Raw genomic sequence first — 18,329 nt, 5'->3', positions numbered from 1 at the left:
ATCTTATGAACAAAACAATCGCAAAAGTAGGCTATGCTATGCTTACAGAAACAACAGAAGGCAAAATTACATATGGCGAGGTTAAATGGTTTAAGTCCGACAAAGCAGGCGGCAGAACAGTCGGTGCAGAGCCAAGTGGTGAATCAACTACCGTATATGCAGACGGTTTGCCTGTTATAGTTGCAAATAACAATGCAGGCTACAACATCAGTCTTGAGCTTATTGCTATCGTTGATGATATTGAAAAGGACTGGTACGGCAATGCTGAGGCAACCGAAGGTGGATTTATCGAAAAAGGCGGAATCAGCGTATTGCCTCGCTTTGCTTTGCTTGTTGCTAAAGAGCGTTATGACAGCGACAAACTCTATGAAATTGACACATACTTTGACTGCGTTGCATCTACAAGAGCCACACGCAACGATAAGACATCAGAGGGTAACTTTGATCCGCAGTTTCCGACATTTACAATCACTTCAAAACCACGCCCGGACAATGATTTTGTAAGATATACTTCGTACGAAGACACATTGCCGACAGCAGTTGTAATACCGACAGTTAAGGGAGCAGAATAATGGACAAAACGCTTACAATCGGCGACAGAAAGCTCGAAGTTGAAGTAACAGCATATACTATGCTTATTTATGAAGATAATTTTAAAGGGCACAGCTTTCTCAAAGATGTAGATATGTTGACAGCTAATCCAAATAAAGTACAGTACAGCTCAACTGTGCGCATTTTATGGGCAGCGGCTAAATCTGCAGACGATACAATAAAACCAATCAAAGAATTTTCAAAGCAGTATAGCATTGGAGAAGTAATATCAACAGCACAGCCCCTTGTGGACCTCATTGTAGAATCACTGAAAACAAGCTCAAAAAAAGCAACAGCGGCAGCAGTCTGAAAGTACAAATGACGGCACAGGAAATTTTATCCTATGCCGTCAAATGCGGTCTGACTGTCGCTGACACGAAAACTTTTTCAATTGGTTTTATTTTAGATTATATTGACACTTATTACAAGCTCAAAAGCAATCAGAACATACACGCTGATGAAGAAAAATACTTGAAACTTAAATCAGTGTTGCCATTCGTTGAAGAAAAATACAACAGCGGAAACATTACTTATCAACAATATTCTGAATGGATGAGCGATTACAAAAGATTGGAGGATATATATGGCATCAACTATTAAAGGCATTACAGTTAAAATTGCAGGTGAAACAACGGACTTGCAAAAAGCGTTGAAGAATATACAATCCTCTTCACGTTCATTACAGAGCGAGCTAAAAACAATTAACAATCAGCTTAAATTTGATCCGGATAATACAGTTCTGCTGGCACAAAAGCAAGATGTTTTGCGTGAACAGATTAAAAGCAGTACATCTGCTCTCCAAGAGCTTAATGAAGTTAAAGAGCAAGTTGAAGAACAAGCTAAAAACGGCGAAATATCTGCGGATCAGTTCAGAGCATATCAGCGTGAAGTTGAAAAAGCAAAAAGTCAGCTTGAAAACTTTGAAAAGCAGCTTGCCGATACAGCTGACGAATTTAAAAACCTTGAAGATAAGAGCCAAAAAACCGATTTAAGCAGCTTTAAAAAAGAGCTTGATGATGTAAAAAGCTCAGCTTCAAATCTTAAAGATGTTATCTCTGACACAGCGGCAGGAATTGGCTCTGTATTAGGGGCAGCAGGCGGTTCAGCCGTAGCTGCAATAACAAGTGCTAACAGCGAAAAGAAAGCTCTCAATTCATTACAGGCACAAACAGGCTTAACGAAAGACGAACTGCTCAAGTACAAAAGTGTAATTAATGACATATACAAAGATAACTTTGGTGAATCGCAAGAAGAAATCGCCGATACTCTTGCAAAAATTAAGCAGGTTACGAGTGAAACAGACCCGAGCAAGCTTAAAGAAATGGCAGAAAACCTATATACTCTGCAAGATACTTTTGACGGTTTTGATATAAATGAAACATTAAGAGGTATAAACGGATTAGTCACTAATATGGGACTTTCTGCCGAAGATGCGTTCGACTTAATCGTAAAAGGTGCTCAAAACGGTTTGAATTATAGCGGAGAGCTTGCAGACAACCTTGCGGAATACTCTCAGATATGGGGACAAGCAGGTTTTTCGGCTGAACAAACTTTTAGTATTCTCGAAAATGGTACAAAAAACGGCGCTTACAATCTGGATAAAGTTAATGACTTTGTAAAAGAGTTCACAATATCATTATCTGACGGCAGAATTGAGGAAAATATCGGCAGTTTTTCAGAAGACACCGCAACATTGTTCAATAAATGGAAAGACGGTAAGGCAACCGCAGCGGATGTTTTCTATTCTGTAATAAAAGATTTAAAGAACGCAAAAACAGACCAAGAGGCGCTAACAACAGCCTCAAATGTGTGGTCGAGCCTCGGTGAAGATAATGCGCTGAAAGTTATAACTTCTCTCGGTGATGTTAACGACAGTTATAAAGATGTTGAAGGTTCAATGCAAAAAATCAAAGACATTAAATACGATGATGTCGAGTCGGACTGGGAAAGCCTCGGAAGAACAATAAAAACAGATGTTATAAATCCTGTCGGCAAATCTCTTTTTCCCGAAGTAAAAAAGCTTTGTGATTTCACTTCCAAGAATACCGATAAAATTATTCCGATTTTGAAAACAGTTGGCTCACTTACAGCAGGTATTTGGGGAGGCAAGAAAATTTCCGCATTATATACAGCTACATCACAGCTCGTTAATTCTTATAAAGTGTTAAAAACAGCTACTGAAGGGGCTGCTTTAGCTCAAGAGGGCTTAAATCTTGCACAAAAAGCTAATGCTATCGGTGCTGTAGTATCAATAGCGACAACACTCATAGGCACTATCTATGCTTGGAGCGAAGCAAGCCGGGACAATTCACAAGAGTTAGACGAATGGCAAGAAAAAATAGATGTGGCAAAAGAAAAAAACAAAGAACTCACAGACAGTTATCAAACTTTTATAGATAAGCGTAATGAAAAAGTAAGCACAGCAACAAGCGAAAATCAGTATTACGATAATCTCTGGGAAGAGTTGAAAAAAATCGTTGACGAAAACGGAAAAGTTAATAGTGGTTACGAAGACAGGGCAAAATTCATTACAACAAAGCTTAGTGATTTAACAGGCACAGAGATTAAGCTAAATGATGGCGTTATCGATAATTATAAAAACCTTAGAGATACTATTCAAGAAGTTATCGACAAAAAGAAAGCCAACAACATATTGTCAGCTTATGATTCAAGCTACAACGAGGCTGTTCAAGGTAAAACAGGTCAGCTAAAAAGTGTTGAGCAAGCAGAAAGAGAGTATAAAACGAAAGCTAATAATACAAAAGCTCTGGAAGACTTAATTGCTGAAAAAGAAAGATTGCTAAAAAAGTATGAAAACAAGCGACAGCAAGCAGCTGACGATGGAAAAGACCAGTCTGAAATATTGAACTGGTCATACAAAATCGCCGATGTTGTGAATGAAATTGAAGATTTAGAGAAAGAACTTTCAAAAGCAAAAGAGTATGAAGAAGAAGCAAAAACCACTTTAGACACTCAAAAAAGAACGTACACTGCATACTTATCAACAATTGAAAATTATGAAAATCTGCAAACTGCTATTTTAAATGACAATGAAAAGGACACATCTGACGCACTAAGAAAAATTCAAAACGATTTCATAAGTGCAAAAGCCGGCACAGGAGAAATATTAAAGCAGCAGTGTATAGATTACCGTTCTCGCTTTGCCGAAATTCAGCAAGCGCTCGCAGAAGGAAAAACAGACTACTACACAGCTGATGATCTTACAAATATGCAACTGCTTCTTGAAGCTGCAGAAGATGAGTATGCTAAATATTGTCAAAGTTCACTTGAAACAGGAGAAAAAGCAACAAGTAATGTAGCCGAAGGTGTAGAAAAAGGCGCAACGGTCGTATATCAATCATCGCAAAAAGCGGCAAAAAAGGGTTCATCAGGTTTTGCGAGCGAGCAATCTGAAAGAGTTAAAATAGGCAGCAAAAATGTAGATGATTATACATCTGGAATTGATAAAAGCAGTGAAAAAGCACGAGATGCAGGCACAAGAGTAGGCAAAAAAGCACGCAGCGGCGCTAAAAGTGTTTCTCTGTTTAACACAGGCAATAATTTTGTTCAAGGTTTCATCAATGGCATTTCCAACGGCGACGCTATCAAAAATATATGGGACACCGCTTGCGGTATCGGTGGCTTAGCGTTGGGAGCGGTCAAGAAAATTCTTGGTATTAATTCGCCTTCAAAGGAAGCTAAAAAAATCGGTAATTATTTTACAGAGGGCTTAGCGATTGGTATTAGCGGTAACAAAAGCAAGGTGAGGTTAAGCACAGAAAGTATTGCAAGAGATATGCTTGGCAGCTTTGATTTTAGCGAAACAGTCGGCTATATTAATGTGCTGAACGATAAGTTCAATAACATTAAAAGTTTAGACCATACCGCATCAAGTACAACAAATAAAGTTATCACAAATGCTCCAAGAGTTGCTCTGAACTATTATGGAAATGTCAACATAAATAATGATTTAGATATTGACGATTTCAACGAGCGTGTTTCTCACGCAGTTATAGATACTCTGAACCAAGAATGTTAAGGAGGCGGATTATATGCACAACTTAGAATACAACGGCACAAGCCTGCGCAAACTCGGATTTTGCATAGCCAATGCACCTTTTTATCATATATCAAACAGAAAATTTGAGATAGTTGACATATACGGCAAAGACGGAGGAATAATCGCCGATAATGGTTTCTATGAAAATATTGATGTGTCGTATGAAATAAACAGCTTGCCTTGGCTTGTTTACAACGATACTCAAAGTTTGATTCGTATGCTTGCAGAAGAATTTGCAAATTTTGACGGCAAATACAAAGAATTACGAGATACATATAACACGGGATATTATGCAAAAGCTATATGCAAAAGCATAGATAAAATAGAATATAAGGCAGACAAATGTGTATCAACTATTCTTAATTTTACAAGACAGCCGTTTTGGTACAGTGATGAAGGGCAAAAAACAATATCTTTTAGTGCAGCGGCAAACTCTCAAAAAGAAACTGAATTCTATGTTTATAACCCCGAAAAGTTCTCTGCAGAGCCGTATTTTCGTATTTATCACTCACAAGATTTAACACTTGATGTTAATAACGCACAAATCAAAATAAAGGCTGCTTTTGTTGGCAATGAAAATTTAATTGAACTTGATTCTGAAATGCAATCTGCATTTTGTGGCATAACAGATATGAACGCATACATATCTTGCACAAGCTTTCCTGTTTTTACTTCGGGCTGGAATAAAATTAAAGTAATTTCAGAAAAGGAAAATGCGTTCAGTAAAATTAATATCATTCCAAGATGGAGGCGATTATAATGTTTCCTCTGCTGTATGATAACGCTCAAAATTCAACAAATGCTTTCGACTATAACGGCTATGGCTTTATTACAGAATGCACAGAATTTAAAGTTACAGAAGAACGAAACGGAGCGTATACATTTCAAGCAAAAATCAAAGGCACTGACAGATTGATTGATAAGATTAAAAACGGAGCGTACATAAAAGCAAAAGCAAACTCGCATGACAATCCTCAACTCTTTTACATCGAGAAAATCGAAGTTGATAAATACGGAGATATGACAATTTCAGGAAGTCACATATCACGATTATTCTTCCAAAACGGTACAGTTCCGATGTATTATAACTATTCAGAAGTGGATTCCCCATCAGCAATTATGTCAAATCTTCAATATGAAGTATGGTACTCAGATGCACCATACAGTTGGTTTAATTTCTCATCTAATATTGGAGTCAAAAAAGAATTTTCACTCGGGTTTAACTCGGCAGAAACATTTGAGAATATTTTACTTAACGAGGAAAACGGATTGACGGCAGTATTTAAAGCAGAATTGCTCTGTGATAACTTCAACATCAATTTATTGCTAAATCGAGGCACAGATACTCACCGTATTGCATTTGGCTCTAATATATCTGAATTTAAACAAGTTAATTCGATTAATGAATATTACACGCACATCATGCCATACGCAGAATGCGAAACAACAGACGGCAAAAAAGTAACAGTTACAGCTACTGAACCTTACCTTACAAATCTAAATGCGACTTTAAAGAAAACATATCTGTACGATTGTTCAAGTAAAATAACAAGAACTAAAGTCGATCCACAGACAGGCTATAACTACAATGAAGTAAGAACTATGCTTGAAGACGCAGTTAAAGAATATTTACAAGATACAGAGCAAGTAGCCGAATATGTAAATATAACAGTCACTCTTGAATCTGAACTTGAGGCGCTGAAAAATTGTAGTCTATGCGACAAAGTGACAATTGTTCATAAAGACGGTTCAGAAATTGAAAGCAAAATCGCAAAAACAGTATATGACAGCATTAGCGAAAAATACACAGAAATCGGCATAGGAGAAGTTAATCTCAAGATGTCTGATTTTTTAAAAATCAAAAGGAGATTTAGAAGATAATGAAACTTAAACATATTCCTGCTACAATTGACATCAACAGTCGCAACGAGCAGCGAATTGCAGGTATTGTCAATATTAATGACAAAAAGACAAGATATCTTGATGTAACGATAATTGCAAGTGGAGAAAAACTCGATTTAAGCGGTTGCACAGTTACTGCGATTTTTGTTATTGATGATGTTTTAGTCAATAATGCAGTTGATTGCACAGTCACAAACAATATAGTTACTATTCCACTTGAGAATTTCAATGGCAGATATGGATATCTCAGCATAGAACTTAACATTGTAAAAGACGGAACAGTGATTGTAAATACACCTGTGCCGCTCAAGATCCAAGTGACATCTTCTATCGCTGATAGCGCTAAAATTTCAGAGAAAACATATGGAACTATCGCGGAAACAGTTAAAGAAGTGTATGACGCTCGTGGAACATATGAGAATTTGAGCAATAGACTTACTGGCATTGATAATGAAATAACAGACATTGACGAAACAGTGACAATGAAGATTAATCTTAAAGCGGATAAGGCGACAACCTTGGCAGGGTATGGCATTGAGGACGCATATACAAAAACATATGTGTCCAAGGCGCTTAGCTATAAGCTTGACAAAAAGCCGTTTGATTCAGAACCCACGCAAGCTAGTCCGAACTATGTTACAAGCGGAACGGTTTACGGCAGTATCAGTACACTTAAAAGTGATGTGAACAAGGCACTTGCGACAAAATATGACAGCTCAAATGTTGAGAGCGGTACGGGCAGTCTTACACCCGGACAGGCGATTTATGACGGCAACGAGGGCAGTTTTAACTATGTGAAAAACGGCAGAGTGGTTACTGTATCGGTAAACATTACAAAACTTGTTGCGGATAAATCGTATATTCAGATGGCAGGCTTACCTTTCCCGGCAAAAAACGAAAGTAGGTTGTCGAGCTTTGCTGTGTATTCAACAGCAAGTAATTTAAAAAATATCAGACTTGACGGCTCTTGGCTTTACATCAACTCAACTGACAAATTTGTCGAGGGTGAAAAAATCAATTTCATTATTACATACATAATCAAATAAGGAGCGAATTACTATGGAAATCAAAGAAAGAATTACACTCGATATGCTTACAAAGGACAGCGTGAGCGTGTTAAGACAGAAGTTTATCAATCTCGGCGGCGAAGATGTGCAGGTCGGCGAAAATGTCCGCAACGCATATACAAACTGCGAGAGTGACAGAGCAATTTTAAAGGAACAACTTTCAGAGGAATATTACAACGCTATTATGGCAGTATGGGAGGTATAGATATGTCATATAAATTTAAAGAAATATGGTGCAATAAAGGTAATTTCACAGAGAGCAACAGAAAATCTTCGGAAATTGATACACTTGTTATTCATTACACCGGCAACAACGGCGACACAGCAGAAAACAACGGTAACTACTTTAAGAATAATGTAGTTGAAACATCTGCACATTATTTTGTCGATGATACAACGGTTGTACGATCTGTCGCTGACAAAAATATTGCTTGGCATGCAGGCGACTGGGATATTAATTGCCGTTCAATCGGAATTGAAATTGCAGGTTCAACAACAGAATGCACAGGCAAGACACTTGAAAATGTAATCTTACTTGCTCAACGACTTATGAAAAAGTATAACATCAAAAAAGACAAAGTAATTCGCCATTATGATGCTAACGGTAAAATCTGCCCTGGCTTTTGGTGCGGTTCATCAGCAAAGGACAAGCTGTGGAAAGAACAGTTTTTAAATAAACTTGAGAGTAACTCTGAAAGCAAAGAAGACTCTAAAGTTGAAAAAGATGATAAACCTACGATTGAATATTGCGTATTTGCAGGCGGTAGGTGGTTACCAACTGTAAAAGGTTTATCAGACTTCGCAGGCATTGCCGGCGAGGCAATCAGCGGTCTTGCAATCAAAGTAACAAAAGGTAAGATTAAGTACAGAGTGCATATTAAAGACGGTCACTGGCTTAGCTGGGTTACAGGTTTTAATCTTAATGATGATGTAAACGGCTATGCCGGTATTCTCGGAATGGATATTGATGCTGTACAGATTTATTATACAACTCCTGCTGATGTTAAATCCGCACACGGCAGCTACTATAAGGCTACATACAGAGTTTCTGCAGTTAAAGAAGACTATTACGATTGGCAGCACGATGACGAAAAAGACAGTACGCAGGACGGCTATGCAGGTTCGTTCTGCAAAGCCATTGACAGAGTGCAGATTACTTTGACTTAACGAGGCGGTGAGAAAATGGCAACAGAAATCATTGTAGCTTTAATTGGCTTGGGCGGTAGTGCTTTAGGCTCAATTTTGGGCATAATTGCAAGCAGTAAGCTAACAGCGTACAAAATTGAACAGCTTGAGAAAAAAGTAGACAAGCATAACAGCGTAATAGAACGAGTTTATAAAATCGAACAGCACGAGGCTGTTGTTGACGAAGAAATCAAGGTCGCAAATCACAGAATAGCAGACCTCGAAAATAAATAAAAGCGGAGGTGATATAATGCGAAAAATCACAAATTGGAAGTCTTGGGCAAAGGCTGCAGGAGTGAGAGCAGTAAGAACAACAGCGCAGACGGCAGTTGCTACTATCGGAACAGCAGCGGTCATAAGCGAAATCAACTGGGTTGCGGTTGTATCAGCAAGCGCAGTGGCAGGACTGCTTTCAATCTTAACAAGTGTTGCAGGCTTGCCGGAAGTGTCAGAGTAATAATACATAAGTTTAGCCCCTCAAATACCGTTCTGGTACTTGAGGGCTAATTTTTTTGCTTGACAGTAGAACATATGTTTGATAAAATTAATTTATGAATTATATATTATTTTTAGACATACTATGTAATGGTTGAAGTGCATAAAAAAATATTAACTAAATGTTAAAAGGTGATAAACTTATGGAAAAATTGGAAGAATTATTGAAAAATGGATATCAAAAGTGTTATAATTACAAAAACAAAATTTTATGCATTTGTGAAAGATACTGTATAGAGGTAACAAAAATGGATGTAAAAGAACTGGCTATTGGGATTATTTCGTATTATAATAATGCCAACAAACAAATATCTAATCTTAAACTGCAAAAAATCTTATATTATATTCAAGGATATGCTATGAGAGTAACTAATAGTATTGCTTTTGATTCAAAAATTTATAATTGGCCTTATGGTCCAGTTATTGAAGAAATTTACTTTGAATACAACGAGTGCCGTGCAAAAAACATTGTCTTGAAAGAAGATGATAGAACTAATTGTTTCTTGAAAGACAAATCTGCACAAGCAAAATTAATTTTAGATGTACTTAATCATTGTGCCGATAAAACAGCCTATGAATTAGTAAGAATGACACATAGTGAGGATCCTTGGAAAAATTCAAAATTGCATGAAGAAATTACAATTGAGAGTATTAGTAAATATTTTTCTGATCACGATCCGTTAAATATAGGAGCATAAAAGTATAGTGGAATTAGATTATATTTTTGATAAATTGGTTGAAGAACCTATCGAGGATATTAATAACAGTAAAAGTATAAAAACTGTTTATGATGATTTTGAAAAATTATATCGTAATCCCGATTATAGACATTCATATTATGAAATATCTAAATATCTCGAAGAATTAGAATGCGATGAAAGTGATATGTTAGAACAAAGTTTATCAGTTTTATTTGAATACTCCGCCGAAATTAATCGATCGTCAGTAGTTACTATGAAACTTAACAAACTTTTAGACCATGTCAGCTTAGAATCATTGCGCCTCTCGCGAATGAAAAAAGTAAAATATTTGGAAACCAGTATAAGTGATAAGTTGAAAAATACACTTAACGAAGTAAATACTAAACAGCAAGAAATGAAAGAAATTGATAATAAAATAAATAGTATACATGCAGAGGTTATTACAATACTTGGCATATTTGCGGGTTTAGTGATTGGTTTTTCAATTGATTTTCAACTTTTAGCACAGAGCTTTGCAAATTTAGATGATGTAAGTTTTTATAAAGAAATAAGCTATTTATGTGTTATCGGTATTATATTATTCGACAGTATTTTCTTGCTTATGTTTGCTGTGTCAAGAATTTCTGGACGCAGTTTGGCAATAAATTGTAAATATAAAGATTGTCAAAACTGTAAGGAATGTAAGCATAAGATGAAAATCTTACACAAATATCCATATTTGTTTTGGTATAATTTAATTCTATCACTTGTTTTCGTTATATGTATTGTTGTTAATTATATACTTAAAGGTAGTTGCTAATTAAAATCTTGTTACAAATAACTTCAAAATGGATTTTTATGGTATATAAATCGTCCTACTTGAGTTTAGATTATAATATATTAAAGCTCAGGTGGCTCAGCAGGTGGCTCAAGATTAATAGAAACTCAGTATTTATCAGATATTTTAAAGATTGATTTTGTGGTTTGGGACCAAGATGCCGCAGGTTCAAGTCCTGTCACCTCGACCAAAAACGGTGGTTTTTCAACCACCGTTTATTTTTTGCCAAATTTTCTTAAAGTACTCTAAAATGGCTTAAACACTGGGGTTATGAGCTGTTGCTCAGTTAATTTGAGTAAATTTGAAAACACTTGAATTAAGATAAAGTGCTGTCAAAATTGCTGTCAATCGCAGTCAAAAGTGCTGTCAAAAACGCAGTCAGTAAGCGGCTTAATGAACACTCAAAATTTCAAAAGTGCAGTCATTTTTAAAAATTGCACGCAAAATACTAAAAACAGCCTAAATTCGCTTATCGTTTGTCCGACTGAAAAAATATTTTTGGAGGTCAACATTATGACAAATACTAAAATTACTTACTCTCAACAAGGCGACTATCTTTTACCAGACCTAAAACTCCCCCAACAATCGAAATGCGAAATCGGCGTTTTCGGACTGCGGCATAAAAATTATTTGCTCCGATACCACAAGATAAGATATTATAATCTGCTGACTTCAGGCAAACTTGTGGAGTATCTATCCGATATTGATAATCAGGCGAATGAACTGTTTACAACGCTTATAAAGCAACTATCCGAAAAAGAAAATGTGACCGAACAGCTAAAAGCTGAAAACCAAGCAGAATGGATACGCAGGATGAACTCAATCCGCAACAGAGCATTGGAAATTGTCAACAAAGAATTGATTTACAAATAAGCCAATATAAATCGTCATAATTTGAAATGTCATAAAATTATCGACTTACTTCTATTGAAAAGTCATTGATATTGTGCTATAATTCTATTGAAAAGTCAGATTTGAGGTGATTGCGTGTTATTCCGAAAGATTGAAACGTTGATAGAAGAACATCTGAAAAGCGATACCAAGAAGATTTTGCTGATTGACGGAGCTCGTCAGGTCGGCAAAACATACATCATCCGTTATGTGGGGCAAAAGTTGTTTGAAAACTTTATTGAGCTGAATATGGTGGAGGATTCGCTGGGTGAACGCCTTTTCGCCGAGGTAAAGACTGTTGACGATTTTTATCTTCAGGTCAGTATGCTTGCGGGTAATAAGATGAAACAGGAAGAAAATACGCTGATTTTTATTGATGAAATTCAGGCGTATCCTCATCTGCTCACGCTTTTGAAATTTCTTTCTCAAGACGGAAAGTTTACCTTTATTGCAAGCGGCTCACTGCTGGGTGTCACATTGTCGCAGACGACCTCAATCCCTATGGGTAGCATCCGCAAGGTACGGATGTTTCCGCTGGATTTTGAAGAATTCCTCTATGCAAACGGACTTAATGAATTTGCCATATCGGCAATGCGTAAAAAGTTTGAGTGTGAAGAATCACTTGATGAGCCTACACACAATAAAATGATGGACTTGTTCCGAAAGTATTTGCTTGTGGGCGGTCTTCCGGACGCTGTGAACTCGTATCTGAATGACCATAACATTCAGCTTGTCCGTGACATTCAAAGCGAAATTCACGACTATTATGCCGCTGACGCTTCCAAGTATGACGAGGAGAAAAAACTGAAAATCCGGCGCATTTATGACCTTATTCCGTCCAATATGGAAAACAAGAAAAAGCGTGTGGTGGCGCAAAACATTGAAAATAAAAGAGGCAAAACATTCGGCGATTACAGCGATGAATTTGAGTACCTCATAAGTGCCGGTATTGCTCTGAATGTTCAGGCAATCTCCAATCCGGTTTTTCCGCTGATTGAATCCACCGGAAAAAACCTGCTGAAGCTGTATCTGAACGATGTGGGAATTCTCACGGGAATTTTGTACGGAAACAATATCCGTGCTGTTTTAGATGATGAAAAGAGCGTTAATCTCGGTTCAGTCTATGAAAGCGTTGTCGCTAGCGAGCTAATTGCTCACGGCTATAAGCTGTTCTATTACGATAACCGCAGTAAGGGTGAGGTTGACTATCTTATTGATGATTACAACAGCCTGTCCGCCGTGCCTATAGAGGTAAAGTCCGGCAAGGATTACACTGTTCACAGTGCGCTGAACACCTTTGTTCAGAATGAGGATTATCATATCAAAAAGGCTTATGTCCTCTCCAATGAAAGAACCGTCACGCACAACGGAAAGATAACATATCTGCCAATTTATTACATTATGTTTTTTCAAAACACACCTAATACAAAAGATTTGAATTTTTAAAATTCAAAGTAACAAAAACCTCCTTTGTGATGCAGTAACCGCACCCAAGGAGGTTTTATAATGCAAACATTATTTGAATAAATGAATATAGCATACATAGTACAATACAATTATAGCTCATAAATATATCTCTGCACCAATGGCGAAAAAGCGGATGACCACCAATATTCAAAAACAAGTAACCGAAGTGGAAAATTAAGAGGTAGTGTTAGTTTGAAGAAACGCTTTCTATATCGCACCAACAGTGTTCGATTATCCAATATGCTTTTTTGCAAAAACTGACTTCTCAAGGAAAATGTACTGTCTCAGCAGATTAAGGTTATGATTAAATGCTTGAAACAACAACAGACACAGCGAACAAACTCACGTGCCTTTTACTATTTTGAAATAATCTGAATAATAGAATATCGTTTTACAAAACAATCATTAGTTTTGCTCATCTGGTATTCCTAATATGTTATTATATATTAGTTTTGATAAAAATTCAGTTCTACTTACGGGATTGAAAGTCTTTCCCTTATATCTTTGCACAAAACCTTTTGGACACATTAGAGCCGATTCGTTATAAATATTGTATTTGTCCTCAAGAGACTTATTTTTACACCGTCTGTTTAAATTCTCTTCCAATAAAAATAAATTTCCTATTTGTGCATTTTCTATTCCATTAGAATCAGGTAAAATGTGTTCTATAGTAACTTCCAAATTAACATCACGGTTTGAAATGTATTTCTCAATTAAATTCAAAACAAGTTGACAACGATCTTTGCATTTTGAATCACTATATATTGGCCAACAGTGTGAATAGCCAATGTTTTTAAAGCTATTAGTAAAAGCTTCTAAAGTTGGTAATTTACTACGCATATTTTTGAGAAATTCCTCAAGATTATCATCTGAGAAATTTGTTTCTAATACATAAGCATATTTGTAAACTGTATCGCTTAGCATATTTGAATTTTCTTGCCCGATTATTTTATAACAAATATAAAAGTTGTATATAAAATTTAAAATCTCGAGGTATCTATTTTCGCTTATTATTTCTAAAGATAATAGATGTCTTAAACTTAATAGGAGTGGACGAAAAACCACAACTCGTTTTGTTTTGAAAAACATAAATACTTCTTTTTCCTTAGGCAAGCAATTAGTTTGGTTAATGAACGCAGTATAGTAATCAGATTTTAATTTTATATCATCTAATAGTTTGTCAACATTCCTACCACGGGTAGCATTTTGCAATGATTTATATACACTTATTGATTGCTTTTTATCGTTATTGTAATTGTATTTATGAAGAGCATAGTGTCTTAAGAAGTCATCAATGCTACTGCCTAAATTATTTTCAATCTCTTCCCAAATGTGTTTGGCATCATCTCTTCTTTCTTTAGGCTGAAGATATCTCATTATGTAGTTTTTTAGCAGTTCGTGATCTTCCAGATCTAAACCACGGGCATTAAGTATTTCAAATATAGTATAGGAATCCTCATCTGTAGAAGAAATAATATTAACATATCCTATTCCGATCAATGCATCTCGTGTAGCGAGCAATTTTTCATCATCTAAATTTTGAAGCTTTCCTGCAAAAAATTTGAAAGCATTTATTATGGATTTGTCTTTTGCTTGGGAAACGGTGCACAGGTTGGCAAATGCCGTAATACTATATGAGGATAAATCTTTCTGTGAACAATCTTTCAATTTATTTACTATTTTTGGCAAAGATAGATGATATTCAGGATAAACAATTTCTCTATCTTTTGCTTTTATATCTTTTGCAATGAGATACTTTAATGTACCATTAAAATCGTCTAACATTCCTCTTTTTTTTAGCATAAACATAATAGAAGCAAGAAAAATTGTGAGTGTTAAAATTCTTTGCTGACCGTCAATTATTGTGTATTTTTGTAAACCTTCATCTTTTCCTTCATCTTTTAGAACAATACTTCCTATAAAGTGGGATTGTGAAATACCATCCACTACTAATTCAACATCGTCATATATGTCTGCCCAGTTTTGTGTGTTCCAGACATATCTACGCTGATTCCTTGGTATACAGTAAATAGCGTCATTTAGTAATTTATCTACTGATTTTTCTTTTGCTTCAAAAGACATTTTTATACTCCTTTGTTTTTAAATATGATTTATTTCGAGAGATACTGGTGCTAAAAAATAACTCGTGTTTTATTAACATTGTTTTAGCTTTTCGCATAGCGGCAGGATTTCTTCCAGCTTGGCAACGATGCGCTTTTGCTCGGCAAGGTGTGGGAGAGGTAGTAAACTGGTTGCTAAATAGTCCTTATGGATACGCTGCTGACCAGCTGTTCCAGTGAATGACTTGACACCGTTGGCAATAAAGTATTCAGTTTTAAAGAACCACAGCAAGTACTCTCTAAGAACAGTATTGTTGATAACTCTAACAATCGATAATTCTGTTGTTCCTGCTCCATATCCGTTAATCAAATCTCGAAACACAACTGATTTTCTATTTTGAAAGCACGGTGTGATTTTTGCTATGCCAATATCTCCATTAGCAAAATGTGTAAAGCCCTTTTTTATTGCTCCCCATTTTTTAACTTCAAAAGTATGAGTATTCCTAAATCCATCTGACACACAGGACATAGGAACAAACGAAGTATCAATATTGTTATCTATATCATTTTTAGGGTTGAGTGTAACAATTTGCGCAACACGCACCCACTTCCAGCTCTCCGGAATATCAAACGGAATCTCATCCTCTGTAATTTCCGGCAGGGGTTTTTCTTTTTTGATTTTGCCCGCTTTAATAAGTTTCTGCTTTTCTGCCTGAATCTGCTTATACAGTTCTTCGGCGGTGCCTTCTTCGGGGCGCTGTTCAACCAGTTTTCCCTGAATAGCCATTTGAAGAATTGATTTCTGCATATCCGCAGGGAAACGCTTGTTTAAGTCCTCCAGCCTGTTCCATGCCTTTTCATAGCGGTCAATATACGGCAACAGTTCCTCAATCTTCGCTACAATGCGCTTTTGCTCGGTAAGGGGTGGGAGCGGAATCAAAAGTTCTTGAATCCTTTTAATTGCCAGTTTTGGCTGTCCAACCTTGGTTGTTGCGTCTATAATTTGCTGTTGTACCAAAGACGACTCCAAACACTTTATCAGCCAATCTTGATCGATAATGGAAAAAACAAGTCTATCTGCGTTTTCTGTAAGATTGGCTCCATCGATTTCCGGAGGAATTTTTCCAACTCTGCCTATCGTTCCTGCAACTGTAATATACACATCCTCTTTGTGTATTACATAGCGGGAAATAGACGGATATATGTCGGTCGGAACGTATAGCAGATTCTCTGCCAACACGCTACCGTTCTTCATGTCAGAAACACGGATATATTTATATCCTGTGTTGTCTGCTGTTAGCGTTCTGCCCGCTGGAATTCGTTTGCCACCTAAGACAGACACTATCTCACCGAGCTTAATCCATATCCAATCTACAGGAATATCAAACGGAATTTCATTCTCCGTAATCTCCGGCAAGGGCTTTCCTTTTTTGATTTTGCCCGCTTTAATAAGTTTCTGCTTTTCTGCCTGAATCTGCTTATACAGTTCTTCGCCTGTGCCTTCTTCGGGGCGTTGTTCTACCAACTTTCCCTGAATAGCCAATTGTAAAATACTCGCTTTCAATTCCTGCGGTGTCATTCCCGACCACCTCCGAGAATGGCGGTTATGTCAGCCAGCACACGGTCAATTTCTGCGTTCAGCGACGCCCGTTCCTCCTGATAACGCTGAATAAGATCCATTGGATCAAGTATTTCTTCTTCAATATGGGGATAACCACAAAGGTCAAGGTTATAATTCGTAATTGCTAAACCATTAGAATCTCTTAACTCAATATCACCATTTTCTGTTTTGTAAGCAGTATATTTTTTAGCTTTGTCAAAACCGTCTATGCTGATTTTCTGACGGTTGTTCCACCACTTGATAACAGGCTCAAAATGCTCCAGCTTCATCGGTTTGGTTTTTGAGAAATGCTTATATCCCTCGGGCATATCAAGACGGTAAAACCAGGTTTCTTCGGTAGGCTTGGTGCGGTCAAAGAACAGAATGTTGGTAGTGATAGATGTATATGGAGCAAAAACACTGCTCGGCATACGCACAACGGTATGCAGATTAAATTCGGATAGCAGTTTCTTTTTAATATTTATCTTCGCATTATCTGTGCCGAACAGAAAGCCGTCAGGCAGGATAACAGCGGCACGACCGTTCTTTTTAAGGCGGTACATAATCACCGACATAAAGAGGTCGGCGGTTTCACTGCTTGCAAGGTCAGAGGGAAAATGATTTTTTACTTCTGCCTTTTCCGAGCCGCCGTAAGGAGGATTCATCAGAATAACGTCAAACTGATCGTCCTCGGTGTAGTCCAATACATCGTGGAGCAAGGAGTTCGAGTGGAAAACCTGCGGAACATCAAGATCGTGCAAAAGCATATTTGTAATGCAGAGCATATACGGAAACTGCTTTTTCTCGATACCGTAGATAGAATTATTGTATTTTTCTTTATCCTCGGTGGTTGTGACTTGCTTGTCCAGTTCTTTCAGCCAGCTTGTGATAAATCCGCCGGTGCCGCAGGCAAAATCCGCCATTTTTTCGCCGATTTTCGGCTGAATCATCTTTGACATAAAATCGGTTACAGCACGGGGTGTGTAAAATTCACCGGCAGAACCAGCGCTTTGCAGTTCTTTCAGAATGGATTCATAAATCTCGCCGAAAGCGTGGCTTTCCTCATAATCGCTGAGATCCAGTTCATCAATGACATTGATAACCTGACGGAGTAATACACCGTCTTTCATATAGTTGTTTGCGTCGGCAAAGGTGGTTTGCACAATAGCCTTTTTTATGGGAGTAGATGCGGTAACAGGCAGATTTTTGAGAGTCGGAAACAGCGTGTTGTTTACAAAATTAAGTAATGTATCTCCAGTCATGGCAGAGCCGGAACGGTCGTCTGCCGCCCAAGCTGACCAACGACATTCTTCGGGAATGATGGATACATAGTTTTCTTCATCCATATCCCAGTCCTGTTCTTTTGCGTCATATACTTTTAAAAAGAGCATCCATGCAATCTGCTCAATACGCTGGGCATCACCGTTGATACCTGCGTCATTGCGCATAATGTCACGAAGTCTTTTTACAAATCCCGATAGATTGCTCATTAA

Annotated in this window: 18 protein-coding genes; 15 read left to right on the top strand and 3 right to left on the bottom strand. The window is 37.1% G+C overall.

Annotated features, from left to right (window positions below; genetic code table 11):
* The first annotated feature begins 5 nt into the window (after nucleotides 1-5).
* The 15 genes from KGF34_RS06710 to KGF34_RS06640 all read left to right on the top strand — a co-directional run bounded on the left by KGF34_RS06710 (nucleotide 6) and on the right by KGF34_RS06640 (nucleotide 13,155).
* Complete coding sequence (locus tag KGF34_RS06710; RefSeq protein WP_252558506.1) at nucleotides 6-572, top strand: major tail protein; 567 nt, start codon at nucleotides 6-8, stop codon at nucleotides 570-572.
* Nucleotides 572-901, top strand: coding sequence for a hypothetical protein (locus tag KGF34_RS06705; RefSeq protein ID WP_252558505.1), 330 nt, complete (start codon nucleotides 572-574; stop codon nucleotides 899-901). Before KGF34_RS06710 ends, KGF34_RS06705 begins: the two co-directional genes overlap by 1 nt.
* Before the next feature lie 8 nt (nucleotides 902-909).
* Nucleotides 910-1,191 (top strand): hypothetical protein, encoded by a 282-nt coding sequence (locus KGF34_RS06700; RefSeq protein WP_252558504.1) that lies wholly within the window; start codon nucleotides 910-912, stop codon nucleotides 1,189-1,191.
* Nucleotides 1,175-4,630 carry a phage tail tape measure protein gene (locus KGF34_RS06695; protein ID WP_252558503.1) on the top strand — a complete coding sequence of 1,152 codons (3,456 nt, stop codon included), beginning with the start codon at nucleotides 1,175-1,177 and terminating at the stop codon, nucleotides 4,628-4,630. Before KGF34_RS06700 ends, KGF34_RS06695 begins: the two co-directional genes overlap by 17 nt.
* A gap of 13 nt (nucleotides 4,631-4,643) precedes the next feature.
* Nucleotides 4,644-5,411 carry a hypothetical protein gene (locus tag KGF34_RS06690; protein WP_252558502.1) on the top strand — a complete coding sequence of 256 codons (768 nt, stop codon included), beginning with the start codon at nucleotides 4,644-4,646 and terminating at the stop codon, nucleotides 5,409-5,411.
* Nucleotides 5,411-6,532 (top strand): phage tail spike protein, encoded by a 1,122-nt coding sequence (locus KGF34_RS06685; RefSeq protein ID WP_252558501.1) that lies wholly within the window; start codon nucleotides 5,411-5,413, stop codon nucleotides 6,530-6,532. Before KGF34_RS06690 ends, KGF34_RS06685 begins: the two co-directional genes overlap by 1 nt.
* Nucleotides 6,532-7,599: a hypothetical protein gene (locus KGF34_RS06680; RefSeq protein WP_252558500.1), complete on the top strand. Its 1,068-nt coding sequence runs from the start codon at nucleotides 6,532-6,534 to the stop codon at nucleotides 7,597-7,599. Before KGF34_RS06685 ends, KGF34_RS06680 begins: the two co-directional genes overlap by 1 nt.
* Before the next feature lie 13 nt (nucleotides 7,600-7,612).
* Nucleotides 7,613-7,825 (top strand): hypothetical protein, encoded by a 213-nt coding sequence (locus KGF34_RS06675; protein WP_252558499.1) that lies wholly within the window; start codon nucleotides 7,613-7,615, stop codon nucleotides 7,823-7,825.
* Between the two features lie 2 nt (nucleotides 7,826-7,827).
* Nucleotides 7,828-8,787 (top strand): N-acetylmuramoyl-L-alanine amidase, encoded by a 960-nt coding sequence (locus KGF34_RS06670; protein WP_252558498.1) that lies wholly within the window; start codon nucleotides 7,828-7,830, stop codon nucleotides 8,785-8,787.
* Between the two features lie 15 nt (nucleotides 8,788-8,802).
* Nucleotides 8,803-9,039, top strand: coding sequence for a hemolysin XhlA family protein (locus KGF34_RS06665; RefSeq protein WP_252558497.1), 237 nt, complete (start codon nucleotides 8,803-8,805; stop codon nucleotides 9,037-9,039).
* A gap of 16 nt (nucleotides 9,040-9,055) precedes the next feature.
* A complete protein-coding gene (locus tag KGF34_RS06660) occupies nucleotides 9,056-9,262 on the top strand; it encodes a holin (protein WP_252558496.1) in 207 nt (68 codons plus the stop codon).
* Nucleotides 9,263-9,443: 181 nt separating this feature from the next.
* Entirely contained in the window at nucleotides 9,444-9,998 is a 555-nt protein-coding gene (locus tag KGF34_RS06655; RefSeq protein ID WP_252558495.1) for a type II toxin-antitoxin system antitoxin SocA domain-containing protein, read from the top strand.
* 7 nt (nucleotides 9,999-10,005) lie between these two features.
* Complete coding sequence (locus KGF34_RS06650; RefSeq protein WP_252558494.1) at nucleotides 10,006-10,800, top strand: hypothetical protein; 795 nt, start codon at nucleotides 10,006-10,008, stop codon at nucleotides 10,798-10,800.
* Between the two features lie 531 nt (nucleotides 10,801-11,331).
* The gene (locus KGF34_RS06645) at nucleotides 11,332-11,691 is read left to right on the top strand and encodes a TnpV protein (protein ID WP_117951486.1); all 360 of its coding nucleotides are present in this window, start codon (nucleotides 11,332-11,334) and stop codon (nucleotides 11,689-11,691) included.
* 138 nt (nucleotides 11,692-11,829) lie between these two features.
* A complete protein-coding gene (locus KGF34_RS06640; RefSeq protein WP_252558493.1) occupies nucleotides 11,830-13,155 on the top strand; it encodes an AAA family ATPase in 1,326 nt (441 codons plus the stop codon).
* Nucleotides 13,156-13,581: 426 nt separating this feature from the next.
* On the opposite strand, the gene KGF34_RS06635 is transcribed toward KGF34_RS06640, so the two are convergent.
* From KGF34_RS06635 to KGF34_RS06625, 3 genes are all read right to left on the bottom strand, one after another.
* Nucleotides 13,582-15,258 carry a DUF262 domain-containing protein gene (locus KGF34_RS06635; RefSeq protein ID WP_252558492.1) on the bottom strand — a complete coding sequence of 559 codons (1,677 nt, stop codon included), beginning with the start codon at nucleotides 15,256-15,258 and terminating at the stop codon, nucleotides 13,582-13,584.
* A 72-nt stretch (nucleotides 15,259-15,330) separates the two neighbouring features.
* Nucleotides 15,331-16,815, bottom strand: coding sequence for a restriction endonuclease subunit S (locus KGF34_RS06630; protein WP_252558491.1), 1,485 nt, complete (start codon nucleotides 16,813-16,815; stop codon nucleotides 15,331-15,333).
* Entirely contained in the window at nucleotides 16,812-18,326 is a 1,515-nt protein-coding gene (locus tag KGF34_RS06625) for a class I SAM-dependent DNA methyltransferase (RefSeq protein ID WP_252558490.1), read from the bottom strand. The genes KGF34_RS06630 and KGF34_RS06625 overlap by 4 nt, the downstream gene beginning before the upstream one ends.
* Nucleotides 18,327-18,329: the final 3 nt, after the last annotated feature.

Origin of the sequence: Ruminococcus sp. FMBCY1, from assembly GCF_023921805.1 — a bacterium.
In the GTDB taxonomy this organism is placed as follows: Bacteria; Bacillota; Clostridia; order Oscillospirales; family Acutalibacteraceae; genus Ruminococcoides; species Ruminococcoides intestinale_A.
This window is presented reverse-complemented; position numbering and strand designations above follow the sequence as displayed.